The following is a 16,201-nucleotide window of genomic DNA, read 5'->3' as shown; positions in this document are numbered from 1 at the left end:
CTTACTCAGAAGCCACTTGACCTTAGCGGCCGATCTCAGGCCACCGCCAGGCGCCAGGACACGAAGGCCGCCAGCCCCAGGATCATCAGGAAGGCATAGTGATACACGTACCCGGTCTGGAACCGCCGCATCTGGACGGCCACCCAGCGGGTCACGGCGGCCACACCGTCCGGCCCGAAGCCATCGATGATGGCCTGGTCACCACCCCGCCACAGGATGCGCCCAAGGGCATGGGCTGGCCGCACGAACACCGCCGCATACAACTCGTCGAAGTACCACTTGTGCAGCAGGAACCGGTAGACCGCCGGGAACCGCGCGGCCAGCGCCACCGGCCAGGACGGCCGCAGGACGTAGAACAGGAACGCCAGCAGGATACCCCCCGCCGTCACGATCAGGGGCAGGATCTTGATCAGGATCGGCGTGTGGTGGGCGCGCTCCAGCACGCCCGCCCCGTGGGCATCCGCGGCGGCGCCATGATCGCCGGCGGCATGCGCGTCGCCCTGGGCATCGGCGGCGCCATGGCTGTCGGTGGCCGCGCCGTGGTCGTCCGTCCGCCCCCCCGCCTCGGCGCCCGCCTGCACATTGTAGGCGATGCTGTCCCGCCAGAACCCGGTGTGCCCGTCCCCCACGAACGCGTCATAGGCCACCATGCCGGAGAAGACGGCGCCCAGGGCCAGCGCGCCCAGCGGCACGGTCATCACCGCCGGGCTTTCGTGCACATGGGCCATCACGTGCTCGTTGGCGCGCGGCTTGCCATGGAAGGTCATGAACAGCATTCGCCAGGTGTAGAACGCCGTCAGGAAGGCGGCCGAGATGCCCAGCACGAAGGCCAGCGTGCCGGCCGGCGAGCCCGCCGCCCAGGCGACCTCCAGGATCATGTCCTTGGAGTAGAAGCCGGCGAAGAACGGCACCCCGGCCAGGGCCAGCGAGCCGATCCACATCAGCGCGTAGGTCAGCTTGATGTTCTTCCAGATGCCGCCCATGTGCCGCATGTCCTGCTCGTCGGACATGGCATGGATCACCGAGCCGGCCCCCAGGAACAGCAGCGCCTTGAAGAAGGCGTGGGTCATCAGGTGGAAGATGGCCGCCTGATAGGCGCCCACGCCCAGGGCGAAGAACATGTAACCAAGCTGGGAGCAGGTGGAGTAGGCGATCACCCGCTTGATGTCGTTCTGCACGCAGCCGACCGTGGCGGCGAAGATCGCCGTGGCGGCGCCGACCAGCGTGACCAGCATCAGCGCAGTCGGCGCCCACTCGTACAGGGGCGACATCCGCGCCACCATGAACACGCCGGCGGTCACCATGGTGGCGGCATGGATCAGGGCGGAGACCGGGGTCGGTCCCTCCATGGCGTCGGGCAGCCAGGTATGCAGGCCCAACTGCGCCGACTTGCCCATGGCGCCGATGAACAGCAGCACACAGATGATGGTCAGCGCATGCCACTCGACGCCGAACAGATTGACCGTCGTCTCGGCGTGGTCGGGCGCCGCCGCGAAGATGGCCTCCAGGTTCACCGTGCCGAACAGCAGGAACACCGCGAAGATTCCCAGCAGGAACCCGAAGTCGCCCACCCGGTTGACCACGAAGGCCTTGATGGCCGCCTCGTTGGCGGACTTTCGCTCGTACCAGAAGCCGATCAGCAGGTAGGAGGCGAGGCCCACGCCCTCCCAGCCGAAGAAGAGCTGAATGAGGTTGGACGCCGTCACCAGCATGTACATGAAGAACGTGAACAGCGACAGGTAGGCCATGAAACGCGGGATGGACGGGTCATGGTGCATGTAGCCGATGGAATACACATGCACCAGGAACGACACCCAGGAGACGGTGAGCAGCATGACCGCCGACAGCGTGTCCACCTTCAGCGCCCAGCTCACCGCCAGATCGCCCGAGGAGATGAAGGCCAGCAGGTCGATGGTCTGGGCCTGACCCAGGATGGCCACCTCCCAGAACAGTGCGACTGCCAGCAGGGCGCTCAGCCCCATGGCGCCGCTGGTGATCCACTGCGACGCGGTATCGCCGAGACGGCGGCCGAAGAACCCGACGACCAAGGCCCCGAGGAGCGGCAGGAAGATGGTGGCGACATACATGGCCAAGATCCCGGTTTCGGTGTCTGCCCAGAAAGCGATCAGGGACTTTTCAGGGAGGGCTCGCGCCCCGCGAGTGATGACGGTGTCTTGCCGTTCCCAAGACGTCCTGGGCGGGTCTCACCCCTTCAGGCGATTGATGTCCTCGACCTCGATGGTGCCGCGATTGCGGAAGAAGACCACCACGATGGCCAGCCCGATCCCGGCCTCGGCGGCGGCGACGGTGAGGATGAACAGGGTGAACACCTGGCCCACCATGTCCTGCAGAGCGGTCGAGAAAGCCACCATGTTGATCGACACCGCCAGCAGCATCAGTTCGATCGACATCATGATGACGACGACGTTCTTCTTGTTGGCGAAGATCCCGAACACCCCAACCGTGAACAGAATGGCCGCCACCGTCAGGTAGTGCGTCAGCCCGATATCCCACATGCTTAGATTCCCCCCCGGCTGCGCACGGATTTGACGTCAAGCACCTGCTCGCGCCGCCGGTGCACCTGATCGGCGATCCGCTGGCGCCGCACGCTGGGCGAGGTCCGGTGGGTCAGCACGATGGCCCCCACCATGGCCACCAGCAGCAGCAGCCCGGACACCTGGAACAGGTAGACGTACTGGGTGTAGATCAGGTTGCCCAGGGCCTCGGTGTTGCTCACCTGGGAGACGTCGGGTATGGGCGCGGCGCGCAGGGCCATGGCCTCGCCGGCCAGGGTCCAGTCGAGGAACAGGATGACCACCTCCACGGCCAGGATCACCGCCAGGGCGGCGCCGAACGGCATGTACTTGAGGAACCCCTCGCGCAGGCCCAGGAAGTTGATGTCCAGCATCATGACGACGAACAGGAACAGCACGGCGACCGCGCCGACGTAGACCACCACCACCAGCATGGCGATGAACTCCGCGCCCATCAGCACGAACAGCCCGGCGGCGTTGAAGAACGCCAGGATCAGCCACAGCACCCCATGCACCGGGTTGCGATTGAGCACCACCATGACCGCGGAGAGCACCCCGACCAGGGCAAACAGATAGAACGTCAGGGCATGAATCATCCTCGGGTCCCCTTCCCCCGGCACCGGCCGGCCTGGTCTTCCGGCCTAGGGCCGGCACTCTCCCCCGGCCTCATGCCGTTGGTTTATCGTGGTCTTCCGCACCCTCGACCGGGTTCGCGCCGGATGAACCGTGGCGTCCGGCCCCGGTCCCGCGCCCCGATGCCTTAGCGGTACGGCGCATCCAGTTCAAGCCTGCGGGCCAGTTCGGGCTCCCAGCGATCACCGTTGGCCAGCAGTTTGTCCTTGTCGTAGAGCAGTTCCTCGCGGGTCTCGGTGGCGAACTCGAAGTTCGGTCCCTCCACGATGGCATCCACCGGGCAGGCTTCCTCGCAGAAGCCGCAATAGATGCACTTGGTCATATCGATGTCGTAGCGCGTGGTGCGGCGGCTGCCGTCGCTGCGCTCCTCGGCCTCGATGGTGATGGCCTGCGCCGGACAGATGGCCTCGCACAGCTTGCAGGCGATACAGCGCTCCTCGCCGTTCGGATACCGGCGCAGCGCGTGTTCGCCCCGGAAGCGCGGGCTGAGGTACCCCTTCTCGTACGGATAGTTCAGCGTGTACTTGGGCTTGAACATGTACTTGAAGGTCAGGCCCAGCCCGGACACAAGCTCCGACAGCAGGACGCTTCGGGCGGTGCGGTCGAGGAACGACATGCGGTTGATCTCCCTTCCCTTCCGGTCGCCCGGGCCTACTGCGGCAGCGCGTCGAAGGCCACCAGAACCCCGGCGGTCAACACCACCCACGCCAGGGACAGCGGCAGGAACACCTTCCAGCCCAAGCGCATGAGCTGGTCGTAGCGATAGCGGGGGAACGTCGCGCGGGCCCACAGGAAGACGAACAGGATGGCGCAGACCTTGAGCGCGAACCAGATGATGCCCGGCACCCAGGTGAACGGCGCCATGTCCAGCGGCGGCAGCCAGCCCCCCAGGAACAGCACCACGGCGATGGCCGACATGAGGATCATGTTGGCGTATTCACCCAGGAAGAACAGGGCGAAGGTCATCGCCGAGTACTCGACGTTGTAGCCCCCGACCAGTTCGGCCTCGGCCTCCGGCAGGTCGAACGGCGCGCGGTTGGTCTCCGCCAGGATCGATACCACGAACAACACGAACATCGGGAAATGCGGCAGCGCGTACCACACGCCATTCGCCTGGGCCTGGACGATCTCCGACAGGTTCAGGGTACCGGCGGTCAGCAGCACGGAAATGATGATCAGCCCCATGCTGATCTCGTAGGACACCATCTGCGCCGCCGAGCGCAACCCGCCCAGGAAGGCGTACTTCGAATTGGACGCCCAGCCGGCCATGATGATGCCGTAGACCCCCAGGCCCGAGATGGCCAGCAGATACAGCACACCGACGTTGATGTCCGACAGCACCCATCCCTCGTCGAAGGGAATCACCGCCCAGCCGATCAGCGCCAGGATGAACGTCAGCATCGGCGCCAGGATGAACACCGGCCGGTCCGCCCCGGTCGGGATGATGGTTTCCTTGAGGAACAGCTTGGCACCGTCGGCAATGGGTTGCAGCAGACCGAAGGGCCCCACCACGTTCGGCCCCTTGCGCAACTGCATGGCGCCGATGACCTTGCGCTCCGCGTAGGTCAGGTAGGCCACCGCCAGCAGCAGCGGCAGTACGATGAGCAGTATCTGGGCGATGATGATGATCAGCGGCCAGAGGACGTCGTTCCAGAGATCAGCCATCGGTCCCCGTCCGTTTGCCAGCGCCGGTCTTGCCGTTGATGTAGACGTCGGTGCACGCGGCCATCGTCCGCGAGGCGCGGCTGATGGGATCGGTCTGATAGTAGTTCGAGACCGGCGAGACGAACGGCGCGCCGTCCAGGCGGCCGCTGAACCCGCGATGGGTGGCGCGATACTCGGCCGGGACCACCCGCCCCTCGTTGCCCGGGGCGAAGATCGGCGAGATCGCGGCCAGCCGGGCGCGCACCGCCTCCAGGGTCCCCTGGGCCAGTGGCTTTTCCAGCGCCGAGGACAGGGCACGGATGATCTTCCAGTCCTCGCGGGCCTCGCCGGGCGGATGCACGGTCAACCAGGTGCGCTGCATGCGCCCCTCGGTGTTCACGTAGGTCGCGGTCTTCTCGGTATAGGCCGCCCCGGGCAGGATGACGTCGGCGCGGTTGGCGCCGGCGTCGCCATGATGCCCCTGATAGATCACGAACGCCTCGCCCAGGGCGTCCATGTCGATCTCGTCGGCGCCCAGCAGGTAGACCACCTCGACGGCGCCGCTCCCGGCGCCCTCCAGGATGCCCGCCGTGTCGCGGCCACCCGGGCCGGGCACGAAGCCCACCTCCAGGCCGCCCACCCGGGCGGCGGCGGTGTGCAGCACGCCGAAGCCGGTCCAGTCGTCGCCAATCGCGCCCACGGTTTCGGCCAGCCGGCGGGCATAGCCCATCACGGCGGCCCCGTCATCGCGCGTCAGGGCGCCCATGCCCACCAGCACCAGCGGCCGCTCGGCCTCGGTCAGCACGCGCCAGAAGGCATGACTGCCGCTGGACAGCGCCCGCAGGGTGTGCGGGTCGTTGCCCAGGTCCTCGACCGGGTAGGTCAGGTCCGTGGCCGGACCCAGCACGCCGATGGGGAACCCGCCCATGGCATAGCGCTTGCGGATACGGGCGTTGAGGATCGGCGCCTCGCGACGCGGATCGGCGCCGATGATCAGCAGGGCGTCCGCGTCCTCGATGCCGGCGATGGTCGGATTGAACAGCCAGGAGGCCCGGTCGTGTGGGTCCAGCACCGCCCCGTCCTGGCGGCAGTCCCGGTGCGGGCTGCCCAGGGCGTCCATCAGGTCCTTCAGAAGCACCATGGCCTCGGCGTCCGCCAGATCCCCGGCCAGGGCGGCGACGCGATCCGGATCGGCGCTCAACAGCCGGCCGGCCACGGTGGCCAGGGCCTCTTCCCAGGAGGCGGGGCGCAGCGTGCCGTTCTCGCGCACATAGGGGCGATCCAGCCGCTGATAGCGGAGCCCGTCGATGGCGTGGCGCGACTTGTCGGCCAGCCACTCCTCGTTGATGTCCTCGTTCAGGCGCGGCAGCACGCGCATGACCGCGTTGCCGCGCGCGTCCACCCGGATGGCCGATCCGACGGCGTCCAGCACGTCGATCGACTCCACCTTATGCAGCTCCCACGGCCGCGCATGGAAGGCATAGGGGGCGCTGGTCAGGGCGCCCACCGGGCACAGGTCGACGATGTTGCCCGACAACTCGCTGGTCAGCGCCTGTTCGACGTAGGAGGTGATCTCGGCGTGCTCGCCGCGCCCGATCATGCCCAGTTCCGGCACCCCGGCCACCTCGCGGATGAAGCGGACGCAGCGGGTGCAGTGAATGCACCGGGTCATGGCCGTCTTGACCAGGGGACCCAGATGCTTCTCGGTCACCGAGCGCTTGACCTCGCGGTAGCGGCTGCGGTCGGACCCGAAGACCATGGCCTGGTCCTGCAAGTCGCACTCCCCACCCTGGTCGCAGATGGGGCAGTCCAGCGGGTGATTGATGAGCAGGAACTCCATCACCCCCTTGCGGGCCTTGCGGGCCAGATCGGACTGCGTCCAGACCTGCATGCCCTCGGCCACCGGCAACGCGCAGGCGGCCTGCGGTTTCGGTGGCCCCGGCTTCACCTCCACCAGGCACATGCGGCAGTTGCCGGCGATCGACAGCCGTTCGTGATAGCAGAAGCGCGGGATCTCGATGCCCACCAGATCGGCCGCCTGCATGACGGTCATGCCGGCCTCGGCCTCGACCTCAATGCCGTCAATCGTCAGCTTGGGCATGGACAAAAACCCTTTTTCACCAGTTGTCCCCGGATCATTCGGCGGCCGTCTGCACCTGAACCATCCCGGACGAGCCTTTCCGGGCGCGGATACGCCGCTCCAACTCGGGACGGAAGTGCCGGATCAGGCCCTGGATGGGCCAGGCGGCCGCGTCCCCGAGGGCGCAGATGGTATGCCCCTCCACCTGGCGGGTGACCTCCTCCAGGATATCGATCTCCTCGATGTCGGCGTCGCCGGTCACCAGGCGGTGCATCACCCGCGCCATCCAGCCGCAACCCTCGCGGCACGGCGTGCATTGGCCGCAACTCTCATGCTGATAGAAGTCCGACAGGCGGGCGATGGCCGCGACCACGTCGGTGCTCTTGTCCATCACCATGACCGCCGCCGTGCCCAGGCCCGACTGAACATCCCGCAGGCTGTCGAAGTCCATCAGCACGGTGTCGCAGATGTCCTTGGGCAGCAGCGGCACCGAGGCACCGCCGGGAATGACGGCCAGCAGGTTGTCCCAGCCGCCACGCACACCGCCCGCGTGCGTTTCGATCAGCGTGCGCAGCGGGATGCTCATGGCCTCTTCCACGTTGCACGGCGTGTTCACGTGGCCGGAGATGCAGAACACCTTGGTGCCGCTGTTCTTGTCGCGGCCGATGCCGGCGAACCAGTCGGCGCCGCGCCGCAGGATGGTCGGCACCACGGCGATGCTTTCCACGTTGTTGACCGTCGTGGGACAGCCGTACAGGCCGACGCCGGCCGGGAACGGCGGCTTCAGGCGCGGCTGACCCTTCTTGCCCTCCAGCGACTGGATGAGCGCGGTCTCCTCGCCACAGATGTAGGCCCCGGCGCCCCGGTGCACGTAGATCCGGAACGGCCAGCCCGACCCGCAGGCGTCGTCGCCCAGCAGGCCGGCGTCCTCGGCCTGGGCGATGGCTGCCTCCAGGCGCTCGGCCTCGCGGTAGAACTCGCCGCGGATATAGATGTAGGCCGCGTGGGCGCGCATGGCGAACCCGGCGATCAGGCAGCCTTCCAGCAGCTTGTGCGGGTCGTTGCGCATCATGTCCCGGTCCTTGCAGGTCCCGGGCTCGCCCTCGTCGGCGTTGACCACCAGATAGTGCGGCCGGTCGCTGACCGTCTTGGGCATGAACGACCACTTCAGACCGGTCGGAAAGCCCGCCCCGCCGCGTCCGCGCAGGCCCGACGCCTTGACCTGGTCGACGATCCAGTCCTGCCCCATGGCCAGCAGGGCCTTGGTGCCGTCCCAGTCGCCGCGCGCGCGCGCGCCCGCCAGGGTCCAGTCGTGGATCCCATAGAGGTTGGTGAAGATGCGGTCCTTGTCGCTCAGCAGCACGAGTCTCGCTCCTCTACCGGGGATCGGCCGTCGCGCCCGGGGCCGCCGGGCTGGAGTCCGCGATCCAGCGACCGCCCTCCGGGGTGGTCGGGTCGGTGGTCAGGGTGGTCAAGGTCCCCTCGGGCGCCGAACAGCGCCGCCCCGCCTGCGACCCGCCATGCATGGTCCGGCCCTGCTTCATGGCCGTGAACAGCGCCTTGGCGCGGTCGTACGTCAGGTCCTCGTAGTAATCGTCCCCGATCTGGGCCATCGGTGCGTTGACACAGGCCCCCAGGCACTCCGCCTGGGACAGGGTCACCAGGCCGTCGGCGCTGGTCTGGCCGATGTCCACGCCGAACACGTCGCGGGCGGCGCGCACCACGTCCTCCGACCCGCGCAGCCAGCACGGCAGGTTGGTGCAGACCTCGATATGGAAGCGGCCGATCGGCTCCAGGTTGTACATGGTGTAGAAGGTGGCCACCTCCCAGACCATGATCGGGGCCACCCCGGCCATCTTCGCCACGGCCTCCACCACGGCGCGCGACACCCAGCCTTCCTGGCGTTGCGCCAGATCCAGCAGCGGCAGCACGGCGCTGCGCGTCCGCCCCTCGGGATACTTGGCGATCAGCCGTTCGGCCTCGGCCTGATTCTCCGCCGTGAAGGCGAACGGCCGGTCGGCGGCGCCAGGAATGGTCTTGGGGGCAGCACTCATCGGTCGATCTCGCCGAACACAATGTCGATGGAGCCGATGTTGGCGGGGATGTCCGCCAGCATGTGGCCACGGGAAAGCAGGTCCAGGCCCTGGAGGTGCGCATACCCGGGCGAGCGGATCTTGCAGCGATAGGGACGGTTGGTGCCGTCGGACACGAGATAGACGCCGAACTCGCCGGTGGCCGCCTCGACGGCCGTGTAGGTCTCGCCCGGCGGCACCTTGAAGCCCTCGGTATAGAGCTTGAAGTGATGGATGAGCGCCTCCATGGAGCGCTTCATCTCCGGCCGCGTCGGCGGCGAGACCTTGTGGTCATCGGCCTTCACGGGACCGTCCGGCATCTTCTCGATACACTGGCGCATGATGCGCACCGACTGCTTCATTTCCTCCATGCGCACCAGATAGCGGGCGTAGACATCGCAGGTCTTGCCCACCGGCACGTCGAACTCCATGTCCTCGAAGGCATCGTAGGGGTGGGCCTTGCGCAGGTCCCAGGCGATGCCCGAGCCGCGCAGCACCGGCCCGGTGAAGCCCCAGGCCAGGGCGTCCTCGGGGCTGACCACGCCGATGTCCACGCAGCGCTGGCGGAAAATGCGGTTGTCGTCCAGCAGCGTTTCCATGTCCTCCAGGAACCGCTCGAACCGGTCGCACCAGGCGTAGATGTCCTCGGCGAGCCCCGCCGGGAGATCCTTGGCCACGCCCCCCGGCCGATAGTAGGCCATGTGCATGCGCGCGCCCGACGCCCGCTCGCAGAACTCCAGCAGGTGCTCGCGCTCTTCCCAGCCCCACAGCATGGGCGTCATCGCGCCGACGTCCAGCGCGAACGACGTCGTGTTCATGATGTGATTGATGATGCGGGTGACTTCCGAATACAGCGTGCGGATGTACTTGCCGCGCGGCGGAACCTCCACGTCCAGCAGCTTCTCCACCGCCAGGACGTAGGCATGCTCCATGTTCAGCGGACAGGCGTAGTCCAGGCGATCGAAGTAGGGCAGCGCCTGGACATAGGACTTGTACTCGATCAGCTTCTCGGTTCCGCGATGCAGCAGGCCGACATGCGGGTCGGCGCGGTCGATCACCTCGCCGGACAGTTCCAGGATCAGGCGCAACACCCCGTGCGCCGCCGGGTGCTGCGGGCCGAAATTGAGGTTGTAGCTCTTGATCTCGGTCTGCGCCATGGTCTGTGGGTCCCGCCTGGGTCTCGGTCTTGCCGGCCACGGTGCCGGTTGCCGGTGGTTGGGGCGATCGGGCGCGCGGCGCCCCGTCGGCCCGCCCGCCCCGCCTGTGGTTCCGTGGCCGCCAGAAGGTCAGCCGGTCGTGGCCTTCTCGTCTCCCGGCAACGCGGCGGCGGCGGCCGCCGCGTCCGGGTCCAGCGCCCCTTCCCAGGGGCTGAGAAAATCGAAGCTGCGGAAGTCCTGGGTCAGCCGCACCGGCTCGTAAACCACCCGCGACTGCTGGTCGTCGTAGCGCATCTCCACGTGGCCGGTCAGCGGGAAGTCCTTGCGCAGCGGGTGCCCCTCGAACCCGTAGTCGGTCAGCAAGCGGCGCAGGTCCGGATGCCCGGAGAAGAACACGCCGTACATGTCCCAGGTCTCGCGCTCGAACCAGTTGGCGGCGGGAAACACCTCCACCACCGAGGGGACCGGCGTGGCCTCGCTCGCCGACAGCTTCACGCGAACCCGCTGATTGTGCTTCAGGCTCAGGAGGTTATAGACGACCTCGAAGCGTTCGTCGCGATCTGGATAGTCCACCCCGCAGACATCGACCAACTGCCGGAACATGCAGTTCGGGTCGTCGCGCAGGAAGATCAGCACCCGGACGATATCGTGCCGGTTCACGCGCACGACCAGTTCATCGCGGGCCATGGTCGTGGCCTGAACCGCTTCAGGCAGCGCCGAGGCGATATGGTGCCCCAGGTCCTCCAGGGCCTCGATCTGCTCCGCGGTCAACAACATCCGACGTCAATCCTGCTTCGGGCCTGCATTGGGCCTGGTTCGGGCCTGACTCGCGCCCGGCTGGGGCGCGACCGCTGGCGTGCGTCACCTCGTCCGGGTGGCGCAACGACTCTCGGACATAGCACTCATCGATACAAGCTTCCGGTGCGCTGAATCTTCTTCTGCAACTGAAGAACGCCGTACACCAGAGCCTCCGCCGTGGGCGGGCATCCCGGCACATAGATGTCCACGGGAATGATCCGATCGCATCCGCGCACGACCGAGTACGAATAGTGATAGTAGCCGCCGCCATTGGCGCAGGACCCCATGGACAGCACCCAGCGGGGCTCGGCCATCTGGTCGTAGACCTTGCGGAGCGCCGGCGCCATCTTGTTGCACAGGGTTCCCGCGACGATCAGCAGGTCGGACTGGCGCGGCGAGGGCCGGGGCACGACCCCGAAGCGATCCAGGTCGTAGCGCGAGTTGTACGCGTGGATCATCTCCAGGGCGCAGCACGCCAGACCGAAGGTCATCGGCCACAGAGACCCTGTGCGCGCCCAGTTGACCAGCTTGTCGACGCTGGCCAGGACGAACCCCTTGTCCTGAATCTCCTGTCCGACGGCGGCCAGCAGCGCGTCCTGCTGGGGGCCGGGCGACAGCGGCGCGGCGCCACCGGCGGCCACGGAGGTGTCCCTCATTCCCATTCCAGAGCCCCCTTCTTCCATTCGTAAATGAACCCGATGGTCAGAACGGCCAGGAACACCATCATCGACCAGAAGCCGAACAAACCGATGTTGCTCAGGCTGATCGCCCACGGAAACAGGAAGGCGATTTCCAGGTCGAAAATGATAAAGAGAATAGCGACAAGATAGAACCGAACCTGGAACTTGGTGCGCGCGTCATCGAACGCCTCGAAGCCGCACTCGTACGCCGAGTCCTTCTCCGGATCGGCGCGTTGCGGAACAACCACCAGTGATCCGACCACGGCGCCGAGGGCCACGACGATCGCCAGTCCCAGAAAAACCAGGATTGGAAGATACTCTAGCAGCAGGTCGGTCATGCCGGCCGGATCCTCCTTGCGACGATACTGTCGGTCCCGACACGGGCGCCCAGGAACCGCAGTGGTGTAGTCAACGGCCCGAACCAAGTCAAGCCATCAAAATCCGCATGGTGATTCACGCGTGCATCCCGGCGTGCCCCACAAGTGGGACCCGGGACCCTTGGATCAAGGGCATTTGCAATGATGCATCGCAACACGCACGCGACTTAAACATGAATCACATGCGGGCGTTTCTTGGTCCAACACGAAAGATCTCGTCTTGGCGAGCCTCTCTCGCGCCGCCGTCACGCGTCTGCGATACTGCTCTCCTGGTCCGCCCGGTGCAACATGCTTCATGTCTGGAGGCGACGCTTGATGATCCGCTACGACATGCCACTCTACCGGCCGCCATCCGAGGGCGATAATCTGATCCTGCAAGCGACCCTGGGGTGTAGCTTCAATCGGTGCGGCTTCTGCTCGATGTACCGGGACAAGCTCTTTCGGCCGCGCCCGCTCGACGACGTCTTCCGCGATATCGACACCGCGGCCCGGGTCTGGCCCGTCGCCCACCGGGTGTTCCTGGCCGACGGGGACGCGCTGGTGCTGCCCACGGACCACCTGCTCGCTATCCTTGAACGCCTGGCCGACCGGCTGCCGGCCTTGGCACGAGTCTCCAGCTACGCGACACCGGCCAACCTGCTGAAGAAGTCGCCTTCGGAGTTGGAGGCGCTGCGGTCGGCGCGCCTGTCCCTGGTCTATCTGGGGATGGAGTCGGGGGCGCCGGAGATTCTGCGGCGGATCACCAAGGGGGCCTCGCCGCGCGGCATCGCCACCGCCGTGGACAAGGCGCGCGCCGCCGGGATCAAGGTTTCCGCCACGGTGATCCTGGGCTTGGGAGGGCGCGAGGCATGGGAGACGCATATCGCCGAGACCGCCGCCCTGATCAACCGGGCGCCCCCGGCCTATCTGTCCACCTTGCAACTGTTTCTGGAGCCGGATCGCCTGTCACCGTTCCTGGAGCAGATGACTCGGGACGGCGCCACCTTCTCGTTCCAGGACGACGCCGCCATCCTGGCCGAGCAACACCGGTTCCTGGAGCTTCTGGAGCCACCCCGACCGGTCATTTTCCGCTCTAACCATGCCTCGAACGCCCTGGCGCTGGCCGGCACCCTGCCTCGCGACAAGGATCGCCTGCTGACCGAGGTGCTGTCCACGCAAGCCCGTCTGGGCGGACGCGGCTGGCGTCCACCCCATATGCGGGCGTTGTAGCAACATCAGGAACCGAGAGGCGCTACGGGCACACGGCGTCAGGGGTTGCAGGGCCGGGGCGGGATCGGAGATGGTGGCGCCGTCATCAGACCGGTTTCCGGTTTCCCGAGCAAGGATCCCCGCCCATGTCGTCGCGTGCCCCGGCACCCGTCTCCCGTGCCTTGTGGTGGCGGGTGCTGTTTGGTGTTTTTGTCGTGTGTCTCCTGGGTCCGGTCCCGACCCCGGCCTGGGCACAGGACGCGCCGCTTTCCGCCGATCAGAAACAGGCGCTGAGCGAGTGGATCGCGGCGCGCTCCGCCGATCTGGAGCGCGCCGCCGAAGCCCGCGTGACGGCCAGCCTGACCGAGGAAGCGGGATCAACCACCGAGTCGTCGGTGTCCGCCCTGATCGCCGAAACCGCCGAGGCCGCGTCGCCGGTACAGTCCGAGACCGGCGCCAGTCCGGCCGCCGCGCCCCCCGCGTCCGCGCCGGAGCCGGAGCCGACGGCCCCGGCCGAGTCGAGTCCCGCGCCCGCGCGACCGCCGCAGGCCGCACCCGCCGGTGACCTGAAACTGCTGGTCGACATCCTGAACGACCCGGCCCGCCGGGAGGCCCTGGTCAGCCTGCTTCAGGCGGCCGACTCCGGGGCCGCTCCGGCCGCGACCACCGACGGCACGGCCGCCGCCTCGGCGCCTGGACCCGGCGTCGGTCCCGGCACGGGCATCACCGCGACGGCCCCCGCCCCCGCCCCCGAAACAGCATCGGCGCCCCCGCCGTCCGAGGCGGCAGGCACCGCCGACGACGGCAAGGGGACCGCTCCGCTCCCCATCGTGGCGCCGGACCTGTCGGCGCTGACCGCCTATCTGCACGAGCGCTACGAGTACATCGTGTGGTCCAGCGGCGTGACCACACAGGTGCCGGAGTTGCTGGACTGGATCCGGCTGCAACTCGACGACGATATGCGCGGCCAGTGGCTGAACCTGTTGTGGCAGCTCGGTCTGGTCATCCTGGTCGGCCTGCTCGCCGTGGTGCTCGGGCGGATGACGGTCCATGGCGCCGCGCGGCAACTCAAGGAAAAGGCCGCCGAAACCGCCACCAGCCGCCGCGTCGTTCTGCTGCTCACCCGGCTGGTTCTGCAACTGGTGCCGGTCGTGCTGTTCGCCATCGCCGCCCAGGCCACGCTGCCGCTGATCGACGCCACGTTGCGCACCGAACTGGTCGCCGCCGCCGTGATCACCAGCCTGGTGATGCAACGGGCCGGCACGGTCGTGCTGCGCGGCCTGTTCGCGCCCCGGGACACCAGCCTGCGGCTCCTGCCCCTCGGCGACGAGTTCTCGGCCATCCTCTACCGGGGGCTCCGGTTGATCGTGCCGACGATCATTTTCGGCTATCTCGCCGTCGAGGTGGCGCGCCTGTTCGGCATGCCCTTGGGCAGCCGCCTCCTGCTGGCGCATCTGGTGGGCTTCCTGGTCACCATATTCACCGTGCGCACGATTTTCAGGATGCGATCCAACGTCAAGCAGGCGATCCGCGCGGTGTCGCTGGGGACCTCGGCGGCGACGGCTTGGATCACGGGGCTTCAGCGCGGGTTCGCCGACATCTGGCACCTGCTGGCCGCCGCCTACGTGGTGGTCATCTACGTGGCCTGGGTGCTGGACTCGGAGCAGTGGTTCAGTCTCGCCGGCTGGGCGACACTGAAGACCGTGATGCTGGTCATCGCCGCCCTGGTCGCCCTGAGCTGGATCCAGACCTGGCGCGACGCCGCCATGGTGCGGCTGACGGCATCGACGCGGTTCGACCGCCACATGCGCGAGCGCACGCGGCGCTACCTGGGTCTGGCCGCCGGGACGGCGCGGATCCTGGTGGGCCTGGTGTGCCTGGTGCTGATCCTGGAGTCCTGGTCGCTGGGCGCGGTCGGCTGGGTTACCGACGGCCTCGGCGGCCGGGCCATGACCATCGCCCTCAACCTCACCCTGGTGATGGCCGTGGCGCTGGCCCTGTGGGAAGGCGTCAACTACGCCATCAAGGGCTACCTGACGACCACCGACGCGCAGGGCAAGGTGATCGAGCGGGGACAGCGGGAACGCACCCTGCTGCCCTTGCTGCGAAACGTCCTGTCGGTGTTCCTGGTGGTGGTGGTGACGCTGATCCTGCTGTCGGAACTGGGCCTGGACATCGCCCCCCTGCTGGCCGGCGCCGGCGTGGTCGGCCTGGCCATCGGCTTCGGGTCTCAGAAGCTGGTTCAGGACGTCATCACCGGCGTTTTCAACCTGCTGGAGGACACCATCGCCGTCGGCGACGTGGTGCAGGTGGGCGGTCATGCCGGCGTGGTCGAGGCCATGTCAATCCGCTCTCTGAGATTGCGGGATCTGTCGGGCAACCTGCACACCATCCCGTTCAACGGCGTGGACACGGTCACCAACATGACCAAGGACTTCTCGTTCTACCTGATGGACATCGGCGTCGCCTACCGGGAGAACACCGACGAGGTCTGTCAGGTCATCCGGGACATCGGCGCGGAACTGCAACAGGATCCGGAATACGGAACCGTCATTCTGGAACCCGTGGAGGTCCTGGGCGTGGATGGGTTCCAGGACTCGGCCGTGATCATCAAGGCACGCATCAAGACCAAGCCGATCATGCAGTGGTGGGTCGGGCGCGAGTACAACCGTCGACTGAAGATGCGCTTCGATGCGCTGGGCATCGAGATCCCGTTCCCGCACATGACGCTCTACTTCGGCGTCGACAAGGACGGCAACGCACCGCCCGCCCATCTGCACGTGGACCGGCTGGCGGCCATGGGGTCACGCGCGCGGGCCACGACGACGGCCGGCGATGCGGTCCCGGCGTTGGCGCCGACCCCCTCGGGCGCGGGGAAACCGCCGGAGGGGACGGCCCTGCTGCCGGATCCGGATGGCGAAGACGGCTCGGGGGACGGCCGCTGATCCGGCCCGCGCATCACGCGGCCCCGGCGGGGCAGGCACGCGAGGCCGGTGGATGCGCGGCTCGCCGACACCAGATACCGACGACGGCCCATG

14 protein-coding genes are annotated in these 16,201 nt (G+C 67.4%); 2 read left to right on the top strand and 12 right to left on the bottom strand.

The features are described from left to right. Window positions 1-35 precede the first annotated feature (35 nt). The 12 genes from nuoL to GGD89_RS03120 all read right to left on the bottom strand — a co-directional run bounded on the left by nuoL (window position 36) and on the right by GGD89_RS03120 (window position 11,936). On the bottom strand, window positions 36-2,087 hold the full coding sequence (nuoL, locus tag GGD89_RS03175; protein WP_184042648.1) for an NADH-quinone oxidoreductase subunit L: 2,052 nt from the start codon (window positions 2,085-2,087) through the stop codon (window positions 36-38). A gap of 117 nt (window positions 2,088-2,204) precedes the next feature. Beyond that, a complete protein-coding gene (gene nuoK, locus GGD89_RS03170; RefSeq protein ID WP_184042647.1) occupies window positions 2,205-2,516 on the bottom strand; it encodes an NADH-quinone oxidoreductase subunit NuoK in 312 nt (103 codons plus the stop codon). A 2-nt stretch (window positions 2,517-2,518) separates the two neighbouring features. Next, window positions 2,519-3,130: an NADH-quinone oxidoreductase subunit J gene (locus GGD89_RS03165; RefSeq protein WP_184042646.1), complete on the bottom strand. Its 612-nt coding sequence runs from the start codon at window positions 3,128-3,130 to the stop codon at window positions 2,519-2,521. Window positions 3,131-3,294: 164 nt separating this feature from the next. After that, window positions 3,295-3,783, bottom strand: a complete 489-nt coding sequence (gene nuoI, locus GGD89_RS03160) for an NADH-quinone oxidoreductase subunit NuoI (protein ID WP_184042645.1) — start codon at window positions 3,781-3,783, stop codon at window positions 3,295-3,297. Window positions 3,784-3,818: 35 nt separating this feature from the next. Further along, window positions 3,819-4,832, bottom strand: coding sequence for an NADH-quinone oxidoreductase subunit NuoH (gene nuoH / locus GGD89_RS03155; RefSeq protein ID WP_184042644.1), 1,014 nt, complete (start codon window positions 4,830-4,832; stop codon window positions 3,819-3,821). Next, the gene (gene nuoG, locus GGD89_RS03150) at window positions 4,825-6,912 is read right to left on the bottom strand and encodes an NADH-quinone oxidoreductase subunit NuoG (protein WP_184042643.1); all 2,088 of its coding nucleotides are present in this window, start codon (window positions 6,910-6,912) and stop codon (window positions 4,825-4,827) included. The genes nuoH and nuoG overlap by 8 nt, the downstream gene beginning before the upstream one ends. Before the next feature lie 34 nt (window positions 6,913-6,946). Continuing rightward, a complete protein-coding gene (gene nuoF / locus GGD89_RS03145) occupies window positions 6,947-8,251 on the bottom strand; it encodes an NADH-quinone oxidoreductase subunit NuoF (protein ID WP_184042732.1) in 1,305 nt (434 codons plus the stop codon). A 16-nt stretch (window positions 8,252-8,267) separates the two neighbouring features. Further along, entirely contained in the window at window positions 8,268-8,945 is a 678-nt protein-coding gene (gene nuoE / locus GGD89_RS03140) for an NADH-quinone oxidoreductase subunit NuoE (RefSeq protein ID WP_184042642.1), read from the bottom strand. Beyond that, window positions 8,942-10,120, bottom strand: coding sequence for an NADH-quinone oxidoreductase subunit D (locus GGD89_RS03135; protein WP_184042641.1), 1,179 nt, complete (start codon window positions 10,118-10,120; stop codon window positions 8,942-8,944). Before GGD89_RS03135 ends, nuoE begins: the two co-directional genes overlap by 4 nt. 129 nt (window positions 10,121-10,249) lie before the next feature. Then, entirely contained in the window at window positions 10,250-10,897 is a 648-nt protein-coding gene (locus GGD89_RS03130) for an NADH-quinone oxidoreductase subunit C (protein ID WP_425503009.1), read from the bottom strand. Window positions 10,898-11,022: 125 nt separating this feature from the next. Beyond that, entirely contained in the window at window positions 11,023-11,580 is a 558-nt protein-coding gene (locus GGD89_RS03125) for a NuoB/complex I 20 kDa subunit family protein (protein ID WP_184042640.1), read from the bottom strand. Next, window positions 11,571-11,936: an NADH-quinone oxidoreductase subunit A gene (locus GGD89_RS03120; RefSeq protein WP_184042639.1), complete on the bottom strand. Its 366-nt coding sequence runs from the start codon at window positions 11,934-11,936 to the stop codon at window positions 11,571-11,573. Before GGD89_RS03120 ends, GGD89_RS03125 begins: the two co-directional genes overlap by 10 nt. 354 nt (window positions 11,937-12,290) lie before the next feature. Here GGD89_RS03120 and GGD89_RS03115 point away from each other — a divergent pair, with 354 nt between their 5' ends. Together GGD89_RS03115 and GGD89_RS03110 are read left to right on the top strand one after the other, a co-directional pair. Beyond that, window positions 12,291-13,184 carry a B12-binding domain-containing radical SAM protein gene (locus tag GGD89_RS03115; RefSeq protein ID WP_184042638.1) on the top strand — a complete coding sequence of 298 codons (894 nt, stop codon included), beginning with the start codon at window positions 12,291-12,293 and terminating at the stop codon, window positions 13,182-13,184. Window positions 13,185-13,309: 125 nt separating this feature from the next. Further along, window positions 13,310-16,108 (top strand): mechanosensitive ion channel domain-containing protein, encoded by a 2,799-nt coding sequence (locus GGD89_RS03110; RefSeq protein WP_184042637.1) that lies wholly within the window; start codon window positions 13,310-13,312, stop codon window positions 16,106-16,108. The last annotated feature ends 93 nt before the right edge of the window (window positions 16,109-16,201 follow it).

The organism is Roseospira visakhapatnamensis (assembly GCF_014197915.1).
Taxonomy (GTDB): Bacteria; Pseudomonadota; Alphaproteobacteria; order Rhodospirillales; family Rhodospirillaceae; genus Rhodospira; species Rhodospira visakhapatnamensis.
The sequence above is the reverse complement of the archived record's forward strand: the minus strand, read 5'-3'. Positions and strand labels throughout refer to the sequence as shown.

Coding starts and splice junctions, on each gene's coding strand:
- nuoL (WP_184042648.1), bottom strand. CDS start 2,087: ATGTATGTCGCCACCATCTTCCTGCCGCTCCTCGGGGCCTTGGTCGTC.
- nuoK (WP_184042647.1), bottom strand. CDS start 2,516: ATGTGGGATATCGGGCTGACGCACTACCTGACGGTGGCGGCCATTCTG.
- GGD89_RS03165 (WP_184042646.1), bottom strand. CDS start 3,130: ATGATTCATGCCCTGACGTTCTATCTGTTTGCCCTGGTCGGGGTGCTC.
- nuoI (WP_184042645.1), bottom strand. CDS start 3,783: ATGTCGTTCCTCGACCGCACCGCCCGAAGCGTCCTGCTGTCGGAGCTT.
- nuoH (WP_184042644.1), bottom strand. CDS start 4,832: ATGGCTGATCTCTGGAACGACGTCCTCTGGCCGCTGATCATCATCATC.
- nuoG (WP_184042643.1), bottom strand. CDS start 6,912: ATGCCCAAGCTGACGATTGACGGCATTGAGGTCGAGGCCGAGGCCGGC.
- nuoE (WP_184042642.1), bottom strand. CDS start 8,945: ATGAGTGCTGCCCCCAAGACCATTCCTGGCGCCGCCGACCGGCCGTTC.
- GGD89_RS03135 (WP_184042641.1), bottom strand. CDS start 10,120: ATGGCGCAGACCGAGATCAAGAGCTACAACCTCAATTTCGGCCCGCAG.
- GGD89_RS03130 (WP_425503009.1), bottom strand. CDS start 10,897: ATGTTGTTGACCGCGGAGCAGATCGAGGCCCTGGAGGACCTGGGGCAC.
- GGD89_RS03125 (WP_184042640.1), bottom strand. CDS start 11,580: ATGGGAATGAGGGACACCTCCGTGGCCGCCGGTGGCGCCGCGCCGCTG.
- GGD89_RS03120 (WP_184042639.1), bottom strand. CDS start 11,936: ATGACCGACCTGCTGCTAGAGTATCTTCCAATCCTGGTTTTTCTGGGA.
- GGD89_RS03115 (WP_184042638.1), top strand. CDS start 12,291: ATGATCCGCTACGACATGCCACTCTACCGGCCGCCATCCGAGGGCGAT.
- GGD89_RS03110 (WP_184042637.1), top strand. CDS start 13,310: ATGTCGTCGCGTGCCCCGGCACCCGTCTCCCGTGCCTTGTGGTGGCGG.